This is a genomic window from Eisenbergiella tayi, assembly GCF_001881565.1.
Classification (GTDB): domain Bacteria; phylum Bacillota; class Clostridia; order Lachnospirales; family Lachnospiraceae; genus Eisenbergiella; species Eisenbergiella tayi.
This window is the reverse complement of sequence record NZ_MPDJ01000004.1, coordinates 54563-72439: the sequence shown is the minus strand read 5'-3', so window position 1 is coordinate 72439 and position 17877 is coordinate 54563. Positions and strand designations below refer to the sequence as shown.

Sequence of the window (17877 nt, the reverse complement as noted above, 5' to 3'; positions counted from 1 at the left end):
GGAAATGTTCCCGTAAAAAGGGTACAAAAAAAGACTGTCTGTAAATTCATAATGAATTCCGGCAGTCTTATCTTTGTGTTAACCAATACAGCTGAAGATAAATCACAGAACATTCTCCCTGATTATACTCTTTCAACTCTGCCGGACTTCAGACAGTTGGTACATACATGTAATTTCTTGGATGCGCCGTTAACCTTGCACTTCACGTTTTTAACGTTTGAATTCCAGATACGATTGGATCTTCTATGGGAATGGCTTACGTTGTTTCCAAAATGAGCACCCTTACCGCAAATATCACATTTTGCCATCTTCGCACCTCCTAAACCAGTAAAATTTTCAGACCACAACATGTGTATAATACCAGAAAAGTAATAGTTTGGCAAGCAAAATTTGCATCCAGGGCACAACTTTATTTTTGGCCTGGCTTTTTACAGCGCCAGGCCCGTTTATGCCGCGACGGCTGAAATTGAAATAAGACTTCCATTTTTTTTGGAAAGCGGTTATAATAATCTTATATTTTTCGGTAAGAAAGAAGGAGGTACTACATGAAGGGCTCTTCTATGAACACCCATATGGGCAATATAACCATCGATAAAGAAGTTATTGCACAGTATGCGGGTACCGTTGCTACGGAATGCTTCGGTATTGTCGGCATGGGAATCACTGTGAAGGACGTAGTGAAGCTTTTAAGAAAAGATAATCTGTCGAAGGGAATAACCGTTACGATTAATAATAATAAACTGACGCTGGACTTCCATGTCATTGTTTCCTACGGTGTAAGCATTCTGGCTGTCTCGGACAACCTGATAGATAACGTGAAGTATAAGGTGGAAGCATTCACCGGAATGGAAATTGAAAAAATCAACATCTTTGTAGAAGGTGTGCGAGTGATTGATTAAGGAGGACTTTAGTTGTGAGTTTAAATACGATAGACGCTAAGGTATTTGCAAAGATGTTCTTAGCGGGCGCCAAGAATCTTGAGAGTAAGAAAGAATGGATTAATGAATTGAACGTATTTCCGGTTCCTGACGGAGATACGGGTACCAATATGACGCTTACCATCATGTCCGCAGCCAAAGAAGTGGCTGCAATGAAAGAACCCGACATGATGACTCTGGCAAAGGCAATTTCTTCCGGTTCCCTCCGCGGTGCGAGAGGGAATTCTGGTGTTATCCTTTCCCAGCTTTTCCGCGGATTTACCAAAGGGATCCGGGAAAATGAAGAAATTACCATTCCCATTCTTGCCGCCGCGGGAGAAAAAGCGGTGGAAACCGCTTATAAAGCGGTAATGAAGCCTAAAGAGGGTACGATTCTTACCGTTGCAAAGGGAGCTTCCATGAAAGCAAGGGAGCTGGCCGACGCAGGGGAAACCGATATGGCTTCTTTCATTAAAGAAGTGATTGCGCATGCGGAATATGTGCTCAGCCAGACTCCTGAAATGCTTCCCGTGTTAAAACAGGCGGGCGTGGTGGATTCCGGCGGACAGGGACTGATAGAGGTTCTGCATGGCGCTTATGACGCTTTTATGGGCAAAGAGATCGATTTTTCCATCACCGAGCCCGCACAGGGGGCTTCCCGTCAGGCATCTGTGAATGCCAGCCTGGACGCTCAGGCTAATATGGAAATCAAGTTCGGTTATTGCACCGAATTTATTATCATGCTGAGCAAAACCTTCAATATTAAACAGGAAATGGATTTCAAGGCTTATCTGGAATCAATAGGTGATTCTATTGTGGTGGTTGCGGATGAAGATGTGGTCAAGGTACATGTACATACCAATGACCCTGGTCTTGCAATCCAGAAGGCATTGAAGTATGGTGCACTTTCCAATCTGAAAATTGACAATATGCGGCTGGAGCATCAGGAGAAGCTTTTCAGGATGTCGGAAGATGCTGCTGACTCACCGGATGCTGCCAAAGAGGAAGAAGTACCTGCTGAACGTAAAGAGACAGGATTTATAGCTGTTTCCGTGGGCGAAGGCATCGATGAGATTTTCAGGGGCCTGGGTGTAGACTATATTATAGCGGGCGGACAGACTATGAATCCCAGCACGGAAGACGTGGTAAACGCTATTAATCAGGTGAACGCGGATACGGTTTTTGTTCTTCCCAACAACAAAAATATCATTCTTGCCGCTAACCAGGCGAAATACCTGGTAGAGGACAAGAAAGTGGTGGTAATCCCCACCAAGACAATTCCCCAGGGAATTACCGCTGTAATCAACTATGTTCCCGACATGGGCGCTGAAGAAAATGAAGCGGCCATGTCGGAGGAAATCGGTCAGGTGAAGACCGGTGAGGTCACCTATGCCGTAAGGGATACGGTGATTGATGACAAGGAAATCAAACAGGGTGACTATATGGGCATCGGCGATGCCGGCATCCTGTCCGTAGGGGCGGATATCGAAAAGGTTACTTTCGATATGGTGGATTCCATGATGGAGGAAGACCTTGAGTTAATCAGTATTTATTACGGAGCTGAGACCACAGAAGAGTCCGCACAGAAGCTGAAGGCCAGGATCGAAGAAAAATATCCTTCCTGTGATATTGAGCTGCAGTATGGCGGACAGCCTATTTACTATTATATTATTTCGGCCGAATAAAATGGATATTAATACAAATTTAACTGCGATAAAAGGAATTGGAGAAAAGACGGCGGGTCTTTTCTCCAAACTTCATATCGGGACAGTGGGGCAGCTGCTGGAACACTACCCCCGTGATTATGAAAAGATGGAACCTGCGGTAACGGTTTCCGCTTTGAGTCCCGGGAAAGTTTGTGCGGTAAAGGCATCCGTTATCGGAATGCCTTCCACCAAACGGGTACGGAATCTGTTGATCACTGCTGTTCAGGCCGGGGATGCGACCGGCCTTTTTCGTATTACCTTTTTTGGCATGCCCTATCTGAAAAACATGCTTAAGCCCGGAATGACCTATGTTTTCCGGGGAGTCTGCCAGTATGGGACTCCCCTGCGGATGGAGCAGCCCCGGCTGTTCCGTGTGGAGGAATATACGGCGCTTCAAAATACGCTTCAGCCAAGATATGCGCTCACGCAGGGCCTGACCAATAATGGTGTGAGCAAGGCTGTGCGGAAGGCGCTGGACAGTGTCCTGTCAGAGGCGAACCGGCTGGAAATTCTTCCGGAGGAAATCAGAAATGAATTTCAGCTGATTCCCCTGGGAGAAGCCCTGGAGAAAATACATTTTCCGGAGAACACGCAGGATCTGATTGCCGCCCGCAGAAGGCTTGCCTTTGATGAATTTCTCCTGTTTTTTCTTGCGCTGCGCAAGGTTAAGGAGGAAAACCAGATCCGGAAGGTGGAAGAGCTTTTGGAAAAGGTGCCGGATACGGACAGACTGCTGGGCAGCCTGCCGTATCGGCTTACAGGCGCACAGCAGCGTGTCTGGTCGGAGATAGAAGCGGATCTGCAGAAAGAAAATGCCATGAACCGCCTTGTCCAGGGGGATGTGGGCAGCGGAAAAACCATTCTGGCATTCCTGGCTCTGCTGATGTGTGCCGCAAACGGCAGGCAGGGCTGTCTCATGGCACCCACGGAGGTCCTGGCCAGACAGCATTATGAAGCATTGCTTCAGATGAGCGCGGAGTATGATTTGTGCATACGTCCCGTTTTGCTCACCGGTTCCCAGACAGCAAAAGAAAAGAAGGAAATCTATGCCCGGATTGCGGATGGGGATGCAAATGTGGTCATAGGAACCCATGCGCTCATCCAGGAAAAGGTGATCTACCGCCGGCTGTCTCTGGTGATTACAGACGAGCAGCACCGTTTCGGAGTCAGACAGAGGGAGCTTCTTGCAGATAAGGGGACGGGCACCCATGTCCTGGTCATGAGCGCTACTCCTATTCCAAGAACCCTTGCTATTGTGGTATATGGGGATCTGCACGTATCTGTACTGGATGAAATGCCCGCAGGGAGAAAACCCATCAAAAACTGTGTGGTCAATACCTCCTACCGGCAGACGGCCTATACCTTTATCCGAAAGCAGGTGGAGGAAGGGCATCAGGTATATGTGATCTGTCCCATGGTGGAGGAGGGCGAAATGGATGGCCTGGAAAACGTCATGGACTATACGGACAAGCTGAAGGCCGTTCTTCCAGACAGCATCCATGTGGCGGCCCTTCATGGAAAGATGAAACCGGCAGAAAAAAACAATATTATGGAAGCTTTTTCAAAAAAAGAAATTGATGTGCTGGTTTCCACCACAGTCATTGAAGTGGGGATCAACGTTCCGAACGCAACGGTTATGATGGTTGAAAATGCCGAGCGCTTCGGCCTGGCCCAGCTGCATCAGCTGCGTGGACGTGTGGGGAGAGGCGACAGCCAGAGCTACTGTATCTTCATCAGCGGAAATGATAACGAGCAGACAATGAAACGGCTGAACATACTCAATACCTCCAACGACGGATTCCATATAGCGAATGAAGACCTGAAGCTGCGCGGTCCCGGTGATTTATTTGGAATACGGCAGAGCGGCCTGCTGGATTTCAAGGTGGGGGATATTTATCAGGACTCCGATCTGCTTCTCATAGCAAGCAGCCTGGCTGAGAGGATAGCCGCACAGGATCCGGACGAAAAACTGGAGCAGTACAGCCTGTTATATGAGAGAATGAAACAGGATGGGAATTCCATTGACTTTAAGACTATCTGACGGTAGAATGAATTTATTGATTTTTGAAAGGAAACAAAAGAGGACAGTTACAAAAACAGACGTTCAGAAGGAGCATAATTATGTCAAAAGTTGCAATTGTAACGGACAGTAACAGCGGCATCACTCAACAGCAGGCGGAGGAACTGGGGATCAGCGTGCTTCCCATGCCTTTTATGATAGAGGGGACAACCTATTTTGAAGGGATTAACCTGACCCAGGAGGAATTTTACCAAAGGCTGAAAACCGGTGCTGCTATTTCCACCTCCCAGCCATCTCCGGAAAATATTTTGCAGCTGTGGAATGAGCTTCTGAAAAGCTATGATGAGATCGTACATATTCCTATGAGCAGCGGCCTGAGCGGCGCCTGTCAGACAGCGCTTATGCTCGCACAGGATTATGAAGGGAAAATACAGGTGGTGAACAACCAGCGTATTTCCGTTACCCAGCGCCGTTCTGTACTGGATGCCATACATCTGGCGGACCAGGGAATGGATGCAGCACAAATCAAAGATTTTTTGGAGAAGGATAAGTACAATTCCAGTATCTATATTATGGTGGATACTCTGGTTTACTTGAAACGGGGAGGAAGGATCACCCCGGCTGCCGCCGCTTTGGGCACTATCCTTAAAATCAAGCCGGTGCTGCAGATACAGGGAGAGAAGCTGGATGCCTTTGCTAAAGCGAGAACAACGGCACAGGGAAAGCAGATCATGATTAATGCCATTAAAAACGATCTGATAAAGCGCTTTGACAGGCCTTTGGATAACGCGGATATGTGGCTGGATGTTGCACACACGAATAATGATGAAGCGGCTGCTGTCTTCAGGGATGAGGTGCTTCAGACCTTCCCGGGAAACGAAAGCTATATGGATCATCTTTCTCTGAGTGTTGCCTGTCATATCGGTCCGGGGGCTCTGGCCGTTACCTGTACCACCAAAAACCATTCATAAGACGGGCAGGATTGTTCTTTGCAGATATTCTTTCAGATAAAACTATAATACATGATATGGAAAAGGCAGAGGGGAAAGTTCCATATCATGTATTTTTTGCCTTTTCTTACCCAAACATTTGTGCTACAATAGCACCTGGGACAGGCTTCCAACCTGTTTTTTCTTTTTGTTTTTTATTATTTTTAAGTTCATAATGCCGCCGGGCGGCAGAATGCGAGGTTTACATGACTAAAAACAACAGTAATTATGACGCTTCCAGTATAACTGTACTGGAGGGACTGGAAGCGGTACGGAAAAGACCTGGTATGTACATCGGCAGTGTTTCTACCAAGGGATTGAATCATTTGATATATGAAATCGTGGATAATGCAGTGGATGAGCATCTGGCTGGTTACTGCGACAGGATTAAGGTTACGCTGGAAGCCGATGGCTCGGCTACGGTGGATGATAACGGAAGAGGTATTCCGGTAGGAATGCATGAAAAAGGCGTGAGCGCCGAACGTCTTGTATTCACCACGCTGCATGCCGGCGGTAAATTTGACAATTCGGCCTATAAGACAAGCGGCGGCCTGCACGGCGTGGGTTCTTCCGTAGTGAATGCCCTGTCCACCCGATTGACTGTACGGGTCAGGAACGGCGGGCTGATATATGAGGACAGGTACGAACAGGGAATTCCTGTCGTGGAGCTGGAAAACGGCCTTCTTCCCGTTGTGGGGAAAAGCAGGGAAAGCGGAACCTGGGTCAATTTCCTTCCGGATGACACCATATTCGAAAAGACCCGTTTTAAAGAAGATGAGGTGAAGAGCCGTCTTCATGAAACCGCATACCTGAATCCTCAGCTGACCATTGTTTTTGAAGATAAGCGAAGAGATACCCCGGAAACCATTGAATTCCATGAGCCGGACGGGATTGTCGGCTTTATCAAGGACTTGAATAAATCCAAGGAAACGGTGAGCGACGTCATATATTTTAACGGTGAAAGCGAAGGCATATCTGTGGAGGTGGCTCTGCAGTATGTGAATGAATTCCACGAAAACGTCCTGGGTTTCTGCAATAATATTTACAATGCGGAGGGCGGGACCCATCTCACCGGTTTCAAGACGATGTTTACCAGTGTGATCAACTCCTACTCCAGGGAATTGAATATCCTGAAAGAAAAAGATGCCAACTTTACCGGCGCGGATGTACGCAACGGCATGACGGCCGTGGTTTCCATCAAGCATCCGGATCCCCGTTTCGAGGGGCAGACCAAAACCAAGCTGGATAACCAGGATGCTTCCAAGGTGGTAAGCAAGGTGACGGGAGAAGAGATCACCCGCTATTTTGACCGGAATCTGGAAAATCTGAAAAATATTATCGGCTGTGCGGAAAAAGCGGCAAAGATCCGTAAAACGGAGGAAAAAGCCAAGACCAATATGCTGACAAAGCAGAAGTTTTCCTTTGATTCCAACGGAAAGCTCGCTAACTGTGAATCAAGGGATGCCTCCAGGTGCGAGATTTTTATTGTGGAGGGAGATTCCGCGGGCGGCAGTGCAAAAACGGCAAGGGATCGTTCTTATCAGGCCATCCTGCCTATCCGGGGCAAAATCCTGAACGTGGAAAAGGCCAGCATTGACAAGGTGCTCGCCAATGCGGAAATAAAAACGATGATTAACGCTTTCGGCTGCGGTTTTTCCGAAGGCTACGGCAATGACTTTGATATTACAAAGCTGCGTTATGACAAGATCATTATTATGGCGGATGCGGATGTGGACGGCGCACATATATCCACGCTTCTTCTCACTCTTTTTTACCGCTTTATGCCGGAACTGATATTTGAGGGACACGTATATATAGCCATGCCGCCTCTTTATAAAGCCATGCCCTCCAAAGGCAATGAAGAATACTTATATGACGACAAAGCGCTGGAGCGTTACAGGAAACGCCATAAAGGACCGTTTACCCTGCAGCGTTATAAGGGACTCGGGGAAATGGATGCACAGCAGCTTTGGGAAACAACGCTGAATCCGGAAACCCGAATGCTCAAGCAGGTGGAAATAGAAGATGCCAGAATGGCCTCGGAAGTCACGGAAATGCTGATGGGCACGGATGTCCCTCCCAGAAAAGCCTTTATTTATGAATATGCCCCGGATGCGGAGCTTGATATTTAACAGGATTGTAATGGCATGGAACGCTTTGTCTCCATGTATACAGGAAAGGATGCAATAGAAATTGGAAGAAAAGATTATAAAAACAGAATATTCTGAGGTCATGCAGAAATCCTTTATCGATTATGCCATGAGCGTTATCGTAGCCAGGGCCCTTCCTGATGTGAGGGACGGCCTGAAGCCGGTGCAGCGCAGAACCCTGTATGATATGCATGAGCTGGGAATCCGTTACGACAGGCCTTACAGGAAGAGCGCGCGTATCGTGGGCGATACCATGGGTAAGTACCATCCCCACGGGGACAGCTCCATCTATGACGCGCTGGTGGTGATGTCCCAGGATTTCAAAAAGGGGCTTCCCATGATAGACGGACATGGAAACTTCGGCAATATCGAAGGAGACGGGGCTGCGGCCATGCGTTATACGGAGGCGCGTCTGGAACAGGTCACCCAGGAGGCATTTCTGGCAGATCTGGACAAGGATGTGGTGGACTTCATTCCCAACTTTGATGAAACGGAAAAGGAGCCCAGCGTCCTTCCGGTCAAGTTCCCCAACCTGCTGGTAAATGGTTCGGAGGGTATTGCGGTAGGTATGGCTACCAGCACGCCGCCCCATAACCTGGCGGAGGTTATCGATGCGACCAAAGCCTATATGAATAACGAAGATATCACCACCAAAGAGCTGATGCGTTATATACAGGGGCCTGATTTCCCTACGGGCGGAATTGTGACCAATAAGGACGATCTGCTCTCCATTTATGAAACAGGAGCCGGGAAAATAAAAATCCGCGGTAAGGTGGATGTGGAAAAAGGAAAGGGCGGCAAGGTCAATGTTGTCATTTCCGAGATCCCTTATACCATGATCGGCTCCTATATCGGGAAGTTCCTTTCCGATGTCGCTTCTCTTGCGGAAACAAAGAAAACGCAGGATATCAGCGATATTTCCAACCAGTCCTCCAAAGAGGGCATCCGTATTGTCATTGAGCTTCGCAAGGATGCGGATGTGGACAATTTTATTAACATGCTGTATAAGAAGACCAGGCTGGAGGATACGTTCGGCGTGAATATGCTCGCCATCGTGGACGGCAGGCCCGAGACGCTGGGACTGAAGGAAATCATAAAAGCCAGCGTGGATTTCCAGTATGAAACGACCACCAGGAAATATGAGAACCTCCTCGCCAAGGAAAACAGCAAGAGAGAGATACAGGAAGGCCTGATAAAAGCCTGCAATGTCATCGATTTGATCATTGAGATCCTCCGCGGCTCCAAAGACAGGGCTATGGCAAAGGCCTGTCTGGTGGAAGGAAAGACGGACGGGATCCGTTTTAAATCCAAAGAATCAGGGATTATGGCCCAGCAGCTTAAGTTTTCAGAAAACCAGGCTAATGCCATTCTGGAAATGCGTCTGTATAAGCTGATCGGCCTGGAGCTGGAAGCCCTCATCAAGGAGCATGAGGAGACGGTTGCCAATATATACCGGTATGAAGATATTCTTTCGAGAAAAGATTCCATGGCCCAGGTTATTATAAACGAGCTGGATTCCATAAAGAAAAAATTCGGAAGAAAGCGCAGGACCGTAATTGATAACTGCGGGGAGGTCGTTTACGAGGAAAAGAAGCTGGAGGAAATGGATGTCGTTTTCCTCATGGATCGCTTCGGCTATGCGAAGACGATTGATCTGTCGGCCTATGAAAGAAATAAGGAAGCGGCGGATGCCGAGAATAAATTCGTATTCCAGTGCAAGAATACGGGAAGAATATGTATGTTTACCAATATGGGCCAGCTGTATACCGTGAAGGTACAGGATCTGCCCTTCGGGAAGTTCAGGGATAAGGGAATTCCTATAGATAACGTGAGCAATTTCAATTCCTCCCAGGAAGAACTGCTTCTGGTAACAAGCCAGTCCGAGCTGAATCTGTACCGTGTGATTTTCGCAACCCGGATGGGTATGCTGAAGATCGTGGACGGAGGGGAGTTTGATGTGGCCAAGAGGACGGTTGCCGCCACGAAGCTGCAGGAAGGCGATTCGGTAGTAAGCGTTGTCGTAATGAAGGAGCAGAAGAACATAATCCTGCAGTCCAGGGCGGGTTATTTCCTTCGATTTGCCGTAGAAGAAATACCAGAAAAGAAAAAAGGTGCCATCGGCGTCAGAGGAATGCGTCTGAGTGAAGGAGACTCTATTGAAGCGGTTTACTATACCAGGCTTTCGGATGAAACATCTATTCCTTATAAGAGCAGGGAGCTTGTATTGAATCAGATAAAGGCAGCCAAAAGGGACGGCAAGGGAATAAAGGTGCGGGCTTAAAAACAGGGCGGCTGAAAACAGCCGCCTTTTGCACTTTTTTTACGGGTGATTTATAAATTTATAAAACATTTCCATATGGGATTGCCTTTTTTTTCACAAGCAATTATAATGTGAAACAGAATCCGAAATGCTGTGAGATATGGCAGTTCGGAGAAAACAGATACAGTCAGGAGATATTATGAGAGTTATTGCAGGCGAGGCGCGGAGCCTTCCGTTAAAAACACCGGAAGGGCAGGATACAAGGCCCACCACGGATCGTATAAAGGAAACATTATTCAATATCCTTCAGGGGGATATTCCCGGCAGCATTTTCGTGGATTTATGCAGCGGCAGCGGAGGTATTGGAATAGAAGCTATCAGCCGCGGGGCTAAAAGGGCTTATTTTGCTGAAAATGCGGTTAAAGCGGCAAAATGTATACAGGACAACCTGTCCTTTACCAAATTTACCGACAGGGCGGTTCTGCTGAAGCAGGATGTGGTATCCGCTCTCGGAGGCATCCATGAAAAAGAAGTGGATGTAATTTTTATGGATCCCCCTTATCAGGCGGGATTGGAGGATCCGGTTCTTTCCGCGCTTTCCCGTGCTTCCTATGTAACGGAGGATACGCTTATTATCATAGAAGCGGAGCTGAATAAGGATTTCTCCTTTACGCAGGATTATGGCTTTGAGGTTATCAGAGAAAAGAAATACAAGACAAATAAGCATGTTTTCATGAAAAGGCAGAATGCGGAGTAAATTACAGAAGAATCTAAGCACTTACGCGCAAAAACACGCAGATGGGAGCAATTATGAAAGTAGCGATTTATCCCGGAAGTTTTGATCCGGTTACCTTCGGACATCTTGATGTAATAAGACGGGCTGCGTCGATGTTTGACGAATTAACAGTCAGTGTGTTGAACAATACCCAGAAGACTCCGTTGTTTTCTGTGGAAGAACGTGTTAAAATACTAGAAGAAGCCACAAAAGAGCTGCCCAATGTAAAGGTGGACTCTTTTTCGGGGTTGTTAATCAATTATGCCAGGGAAAAGGACGTGCATATTGCTATCCGCGGTCTGCGTGCCATTACGGATTTCGAATATGAACTGCAGATTGCCCAGACGAACCGCAAGCTTTCCAATGGTGAGCTGGATACTATTTTCCTTACCACCAGTCTGGAGTACGCTTATTTAAGTTCCTCCAGCGTAAAGGAAATTGCGGAATTTCATGGGGATATTTCTCAATGTGTACCTGATTTTGTGGCAAAGCTTGTATATGAAAAATATGGACATGAATGTGAGCAGTAGGCCTTTATACCGGCATATTGCTTATGAAGGAGAAAAGGATGAGCAGCAGAATCGAACAACTAATTGACGAAATCGAAGAATATATCGACAGCTGTAAATATCAGCCCCTTTCTAACAGCAAAATTATTGTGAATAAGGAAGAGCTGGAAGAGCTGCTTCGGGAACTTCGCATGAAAACCCCCGATGAAATCAAACGTTACCAGAAAATTATCAATAATAAGGAAGCCATTCTGAATGATGCCCGTGAAAAAGCGGAGGCCCTGATCAATGAGGCTACCGTACATACCAGTGAGCTGATTAATGAACACGAGATCATGCAGCAGGCATATGCCCAGGCGAATGAGGTTGTTTCTCTTGCAACACAGCAGGCCCAGGAAATTCTTGACAGCGCCACTGTGGAGGCCAATAGCGTAAAAGCGTCCGCCATCCAGTATACGGATGATATTCTTGCCAATCTGGAGAGTATTATCGGACATGGAATCGATGTTGCCAGTGAGCATTACGGCCAGTTTATCAATGAGCTGAATCAGTGTTTAGGGGTGGTACAGTCGAATCGTATGGAGCTTCGTCCCGACGATGAGGATGATACCGCATCCCTGCCTAATCTTGGCGACATGGATGTTTCCGGGGCAGATACCGGAGATTTGAATCTGGATCTGATGTAGTGCACGCTTTGAAAAAATATATGGATAAAGAATTCATGAAGGGCGTCTTCGGGAAGAAGGCGTCTTTTTTGTCTGGAAGCAAGGCCTGTTTTATGTTATGATAAAAAGGCCGGTTGTTACGAAAAGGAAAAAGGGCAATACAAAAGAAAATAAAGGCAGGTATCGGAAGTGAAGAAAAAGATAACAATCATAACATTTTTACTGGCTGTATGCGCACTCGCATGGATGCCCGGAATACAGGCACAGGCTAAGGAACCGGTTATCGTAGTCATTGATCCCGGACACGGCGGGGAAGAAAACAGGGGCGGGGAAGTGCTTCCTCATTATGTGGAGAAAAACCTGACGCTCCAGGTGGCGCAGGCTATGAAGCAGACACTGGAACAGTTTGAAGGGGTGGAGGTATATCTCACACGGACGACGGATCAGGAGCTGTCTTTAGAGCAGAGGGCGCAGATTGCCAAAGCGTATCATGCGGATTTCCTGTTCTCCCTTCATTTTAATATGTCCGCAGAGCATAATCTTTACGGAACCGAAGTCTGGACCTCAGCCTTCGGAAAATATTATTCGGCGGGACAGACCTTCGGCCGGCTTCAGCTGGCGGAAATGTCCCAGTACGGTCTTTACAATAAAGGGGTTAAAACAAGGCTGAACAGCCGCGGAACCGATTATTACGGAGTTATCCGTGCTTCGCGGGCACTGGATCTTCCGTGTGTTATTATTGAGCATTGCTACATGGATCACCCCATTGACAGCCCCCAGGCGAATACGCCGCAGAAGCTGGCTAACTTCGGGGTGAGCGACGCCATAGCGGTGGCCAAGTATTTCCATCTGAAATCAGCCTCTCTCGGACTGGATTTCAGCAATTACCAGTACAGTACGGTTCCTGCTCCTGCAGGCGGCGTTGCCGTACCGGATTCCACACCGCCGGAAAATGTAAATATGGTGATAACCAATGCGGATCTGAAAACGGGAAAAGTGGATATATCCCTGAGCGCATCGGATCCTCAGTCCGGCATGCTGTATTACAGCTACAGTATTGACGGCGGCATTACCTGGTCCGTGCTGACTCCCTGGGCGGGCGGAAATACGATACAGTTTTCCATTACGGTTCCCGGAGGAAGCCAGCCCATCATTATGTGCCGGGCTTATAACGGCTATGATTATCATACAGACAGCAATTTTGCCATGCCGGGAGTATTTGCCGCCAGGTAAATTCCGGCAGAAAAACGCGGCGGTTAGAAAACATACAGGAATGTATAATATACAAAAGCCAGCATAGTCTGCACTATTTTATGGCCCACATAGTTCTTAAGGGAGAGATCCGTCTCCTGAATCATGCTGTAGGTCTGGGCTATACAGGACAGGCCGCCGAAGGGAAGAAGCACATAGCCCCAGAAGGCCATGGAGGCGGGCAGGCGTGACAGGCCGCTGGTGATCTCCAGAATACAGCCGATGATATCCTGCAGTGCCGTCAGTTTGGATGGAAGCAGGATTTCGGGAATCAGGTTGAGCAGGTTAAAGAGTATCATATAGCCTCCGAGAGAGGCGATGGCACACAGGGAGGATACGATGGAATTCTGCATTTCCTCAAAAAGGGAAGGGCCTCCGGGCAGTCTTTTTTGTTCTGCGGCGGCAGGGGCTTCTGCAGCATGCAGGCTGTGTTTTTTGACGGATAAGTGCATTTTATTTATTCCGCTTTCTCCGAACCGTGCGGGTCTTGGAATATCGCGGTAGGAAGTATAGCGAAGGAACAAACCGTAAAGAAGAGGCAGCAGATACATTCCTGCAAGAAAAGCCCAGGGGTGTTCCACCGGAAACAGATGGAAGACAAAGCCGGTGAAATAAATAGGGCCGATATTATTGCAGAAAGCCAGCATCAGTTCGGCTTCCCTTCGGGAAAGCTTTCCTCTCTGGTAGCTTTCCGCCGTCACACGGGCACCCATGGGAAAACCGCACAGGAAACCGATAACCAGTACGTAAATGCAGGAATCGGATAACTGGAATATGGGCCTGAACAGCGGGGAAAACAAACGGGCAAAGCTGTCGGACAGGTTCATACGGATAAGGATGCCGGAGAGTATCATAAAGGGAAGAAGCGTTGGGATCATTTTCTGGAACCACAGGTTCAGGCCTGTCAGGGAAAGTGCCAGCGCTTTTTCATTTTCCAGGAGCATCGCTGTGGTAAGGAAGGCAAACAGGCAGAGAAAAAGCACCTTTTTCAGATAGTCTATACGTTCTTTCCTTTTTTGGGGGGAGTAGGCACTCGGGGTGTAACGGCGCATCGGACAGCCTCCTTTGGCAACTGTAACCTTGTAAGAATGAGGGGAATCATGTATACTTGACAGAGGTATATTTGCTGCTTATTATTAAAAGCTATGTGCTTCAGCCGTCCGGAATGACTGCTGAATGAATTTTTTGTTTATAGATGCTTCGGAAGGGAAACAGAATGCTTCGTTTGGATAAATTTTTATGTGAAATGAAAACCGGAACAAGGAGCCAGGTTAAGGCGCTTGTAAAAAAGGGGGCTGTGACGGTCAACGGGATAACGGCAAAAAGCCCGGAACAGAAAATCGATGAAAATTCTGATTGTATCTGTGTAAACAGCAGTGAGGTTTCCTATCGGAAATATGTGTACTTCATGCTCCATAAGCCTGCCGGATATGTCAGCGCAACCCGGGATAATCATGACAAAACAGTTCTGGATCTGATGCGGGCACAGAAAAACCCGCTGCTTGACAGGGAACTGTTTCCGGTGGGACGCCTGGATAAGGATACGGAGGGGCTGCTTCTTATAACGGATGATGGGGAATTGACCCACAGGCTGCTGTCTCCGTCCAGGCATGTGCCTAAAACCTATTATGTGGAAATTGACGGCTGCCTGTCGGAAGAGCAGCAGATGAGCCTGCGGCAGGGCGTGGATATCGGTGAGAAGCGGCGGCAGACGGACGGTACGCAGGAATATGTTCCGGAAAAGACCCGTCCGGCAGGGATTACGCAGGCGGTTCAGGACGAATTCTGCAGTGATCGGGCTGAATCCGCCTGGCTTCTTACCATTACGGAGGGAAAATTCCATCAGGTCAAGCGCATGATGCAGGCTGTGGGAAGGAATGTGGTTTATTTAAAGCGTCTCAGTATGGGGGAGCTTCGGCTGGATGAGAAGCTTGCCAGGGGAGAATTCCGCGAACTTACGAAGGATGAGGTTAAGAAGCTTATGTAACTTGAAGGTACGGAACAGCTACAGGCTTTTTATAGAAGGGAAGCATAAGCCATGATGATGGATGGAATAGAAGCGGTTATATTTGATCTGGACGGTTCCCTCGTGGATTCCATGTGGATATGGAAGGATATTGATATCGAATATCTGGGGCGTTTTGGGCTGGAGCCTCCTGACGGGCTGCAGAGTGAGATTGAGGGGATGAGTTTCTCGGAAACGGCCGGTTATTTTAAAGAGCGATTCCGGCTGCCTGATTCTGTGGAGAAGATAAAGGATGACTGGAACCGGATGGCCTGGGACAAGTATATGAGCCAGGTCCCGCTGAAAGAAGGGGTCAGGGAATATCTGTCATGGTGCAGCAGGAGGAATATCAAGCTGGGAATCGCGACAAGCAATTCCCGGGAACTGGTAACAAGCATAGCCAAAGTGCACCGGCTGGAACGTTATTTCCAATGTATTATGACCGGCTGTGATGTGGGCCGCGGAAAACCGGCTCCGGATATTTATCTTGCGGTAGCAAAGCAGCTGCGGACAGATCCGAAGGCATGCCTGGTCTTTGAAGATATCATTCCCGGCATTCAGGCGGGTAAGGCTGCGGGGATGAAGGTCTGTGCCGTGGAGGATGCCTATTCGCTGGATCAGACAGAAGAGAAAAAAGAGATTGCCGATTATTATATCAGGCATTTTGCAGAAGTTCTGTATTAATTATAAGGATGGATTTATCAATGACAACTACCGGATTTTTACCGATAACAAGAGAAGAGATGGAAGACAGGGGGATCACACAGCCGGATTTTGTGTATGTGACCGGCGACGCCTATGTGGATCACCCTTCCTTTGGACATGCCATAATCACCCGCATTCTGGAGGCGCACGGCTACAGTGTCTGTATCATTTCCCAGCCGGACTGGAAGGATGAGAAGAGCATCAGCATTTTCGGGTGCCCCAGGCTGGGATTCCTGGTTTCCTCCGGAAACATGGATTCCATGGTTAATCATTATTTTGTATCCCGGAAACGCCGTCCCTCCGATGCCTATACGCCGGGAGGGGAAGCCGGGAAGAGGCCCGATCATGCCACTGTGGTCTACTGCAATCTGATCCGCCGGGTGTACCGGACTGTACCCATCATTATCGGCGGTATCGAAGCAAGCCTGCGCCGTATGGCCCATTATGATTACTGGAGTGATTCCTTTAAACGTTCCATCCTTCTGGACAGCCAGGCGGATCTGATTTCTTATGGTATGGGCGAAAAATCCATAGTAGAGATTGCCGACGCCCTGAACAGCGGAATAGAAGTGAAGGATATTTCCTTTATTCCGGGAACGGTTTACAAGACAAAGGATATTTCAGGTATTTACGACGGAATCATCCTGCCTTCCTATGAAGACATGAAGGAAGATAAGAAAAAATACGCGGAAAGCTTTATGGTACAGTATTCCAATACGGATCCTTTTAACGGAAAGGCGTTGCTGGAAGGATATCCGGGAGGCCAGTATGTGGTGCAGAACCCTCCTTCTGAGCCTCTTTCCACAGAAGAAATGGATGCCGTATATGCCCTGCCTTATATGCGCACCTACCATCCGTCTTATGAAGAGAAGGGCGGCGTTCCTGCGATTAGTGAGATTAAGTTTTCCCTGATCAGCAACCGGGGATGCTTCGGCGGCTGTAATTTCTGTGCGCTGACCTTCCATCAGGGGCGTACGGTGCAGGTCAGAAGCCATGAATCCATTCTGGAGGAGGCGAAGCTGATCATAGAGGATCCGGATTTCAAAGGATACATCCACGATGTGGGCGGCCCTACCGCCAACTTCCGGGCTCCTTCCTGTGAAAAGCAGCTGACTCAGGGAGTATGCAAGAACAGGCAGTGTCTTTTCCCGAAGCCCTGTCCTAACCTGAAGGCGGATCACCAGGATTATCTGGAGCTGCTGCGCAGTCTGCGGGCCCTTCCCGGGGTGAAGAAGGTCTTTATCCGCTCAGGTATCCGCTTTGACTACCTGCTGGCTGATAAAGATGATACTTTTTTCAGGGAACTGGTAAATTACCATATCAGCGGACAGCTGAAGGTGGCTCCTGAGCATATTTCCGATGCGGTTCTCACCAGAATGGGCAAACCGGAAAATGCGGTATATGAACGGTTCCGCAAAAAATATAAAAAATTAAACGATGAGCTGGGGAAAAACCAGTTTCTCGTTCCCTATCTGATGTCCTCCCATCCGGGCTCCACTTTGAAGGAAGCGGTGGAGCTGGCGGAATATCTCCGGGATCTGGGATATATGCCGGAACAGGTACAGGATTTTTATCCCACGCCTTCCACGGTTTCCACGGTAATGTATTATACGGGAATCGATCCCAGGGACGGCAAACCGGTATATATCTGCAGGAATCCTCACGATAAAGCAATGCAGAGGGCATTGATCCAATACCGGAATCCCAAGAATTATGACCTTGTGCTTGAGGCATTGACGAAGGCGGGAAGAACCGATCTGATTGGGTTTGATAAAAAATGTCTGATAAGGCCCCGAAAACAGACGGATAACCGGAGCGGCGCCGCTGCCGGGAACAAAAAAGGGTACGACAGGACAAAGGAGAAAACGGAAGGCAGACCTGCTAAGAAGAAGACTATCCGCAACGTCCACAAAAAGAAATAGAGG

15 protein-coding genes are annotated in these 17877 nt (G+C 48.1%); 13 read left to right on the top strand and 2 right to left on the bottom strand.

Annotated elements, in window-relative coordinates:
* Positions 1-122: 122 nt before the first annotated feature.
* A complete protein-coding gene (gene rpmB, locus BLA28_RS14950; RefSeq protein ID WP_069158024.1) occupies positions 123-308 on the bottom strand; it encodes a 50S ribosomal protein L28 in 186 nt (61 codons plus the stop codon).
* A gap of 237 nt (positions 309-545) precedes the next feature.
* On the opposite strand from rpmB, the gene BLA28_RS14945 reads away from it, so the two are divergent.
* The 10 genes from BLA28_RS14945 to BLA28_RS14900 all read left to right on the top strand — a co-directional run bounded on the left by BLA28_RS14945 (position 546) and on the right by BLA28_RS14900 (position 13224).
* Positions 546-899, top strand: a complete 354-nt coding sequence (locus tag BLA28_RS14945; RefSeq protein WP_009252662.1) for an Asp23/Gls24 family envelope stress response protein — start codon at positions 546-548, stop codon at positions 897-899.
* Positions 900-913: 14 nt separating this feature from the next.
* The gene (locus BLA28_RS14940; RefSeq protein ID WP_069158023.1) at positions 914-2602 is read left to right on the top strand and encodes a DAK2 domain-containing protein; all 1689 of its coding nucleotides are present in this window, start codon (positions 914-916) and stop codon (positions 2600-2602) included.
* 1 nt (position 2603) lies between these two features.
* Positions 2604-4664 (top strand): ATP-dependent DNA helicase RecG, encoded by a 2061-nt coding sequence (gene recG / locus BLA28_RS14935; protein WP_069158022.1) that lies wholly within the window; start codon positions 2604-2606, stop codon positions 4662-4664.
* Positions 4665-4744: 80 nt separating this feature from the next.
* Complete coding sequence (locus tag BLA28_RS14930; protein ID WP_069158021.1) at positions 4745-5614, top strand: DegV family protein; 870 nt, start codon at positions 4745-4747, stop codon at positions 5612-5614.
* A gap of 224 nt (positions 5615-5838) precedes the next feature.
* Positions 5839-7764, top strand: a complete 1926-nt coding sequence (locus BLA28_RS14925) for a DNA gyrase/topoisomerase IV subunit B (RefSeq protein ID WP_009252666.1) — start codon at positions 5839-5841, stop codon at positions 7762-7764.
* A 100-nt stretch (positions 7765-7864) separates the two neighbouring features.
* Positions 7865-10063, top strand: a complete 2199-nt coding sequence (locus tag BLA28_RS14920; RefSeq protein ID WP_069158611.1) for a DNA gyrase/topoisomerase IV subunit A — start codon at positions 7865-7867, stop codon at positions 10061-10063.
* Positions 10064-10241: 178 nt separating this feature from the next.
* Positions 10242-10799: a 16S rRNA (guanine(966)-N(2))-methyltransferase RsmD gene (gene rsmD / locus BLA28_RS14915; protein ID WP_069158020.1), complete on the top strand. Its 558-nt coding sequence runs from the start codon at positions 10242-10244 to the stop codon at positions 10797-10799.
* A 53-nt stretch (positions 10800-10852) separates the two neighbouring features.
* Positions 10853-11347, top strand: a complete 495-nt coding sequence (coaD, locus tag BLA28_RS14910) for a pantetheine-phosphate adenylyltransferase (protein WP_009252669.1) — start codon at positions 10853-10855, stop codon at positions 11345-11347.
* 38 nt (positions 11348-11385) lie between these two features.
* On the top strand, positions 11386-12012 hold the full coding sequence (locus BLA28_RS14905) for a vacuolar family H+-ATPase subunit H (RefSeq protein ID WP_069158019.1): 627 nt from the start codon (positions 11386-11388) through the stop codon (positions 12010-12012).
* A gap of 168 nt (positions 12013-12180) precedes the next feature.
* Complete coding sequence (locus BLA28_RS14900; protein ID WP_069158018.1) at positions 12181-13224, top strand: N-acetylmuramoyl-L-alanine amidase family protein; 1044 nt, start codon at positions 12181-12183, stop codon at positions 13222-13224.
* A gap of 23 nt (positions 13225-13247) precedes the next feature.
* On the opposite strand, the gene BLA28_RS14895 is transcribed toward BLA28_RS14900, so the two are convergent.
* The gene (locus BLA28_RS14895) at positions 13248-14294 is read right to left on the bottom strand and encodes a nucleoside recognition domain-containing protein (protein WP_069158017.1); all 1047 of its coding nucleotides are present in this window, start codon (positions 14292-14294) and stop codon (positions 13248-13250) included.
* A 164-nt stretch (positions 14295-14458) separates the two neighbouring features.
* Here BLA28_RS14895 and BLA28_RS14890 point away from each other — a divergent pair, with 164 nt between their 5' ends.
* The 3 genes from BLA28_RS14890 to BLA28_RS14880 are packed head-to-tail and all read left to right on the top strand — an operon-like array spanning position 14459 to position 17874.
* Positions 14459-15229, top strand: a complete 771-nt coding sequence (locus tag BLA28_RS14890) for a pseudouridine synthase (protein ID WP_069158016.1) — start codon at positions 14459-14461, stop codon at positions 15227-15229.
* Positions 15230-15280: 51 nt separating this feature from the next.
* Entirely contained in the window at positions 15281-15931 is a 651-nt protein-coding gene (locus tag BLA28_RS14885) for an HAD family hydrolase (RefSeq protein ID WP_176726830.1), read from the top strand.
* Positions 15932-15951: 20 nt separating this feature from the next.
* Positions 15952-17874, top strand: coding sequence for a YgiQ family radical SAM protein (locus BLA28_RS14880; RefSeq protein ID WP_069158015.1), 1923 nt, complete (start codon positions 15952-15954; stop codon positions 17872-17874).
* The last annotated feature ends 3 nt before the right edge of the window (positions 17875-17877 follow it).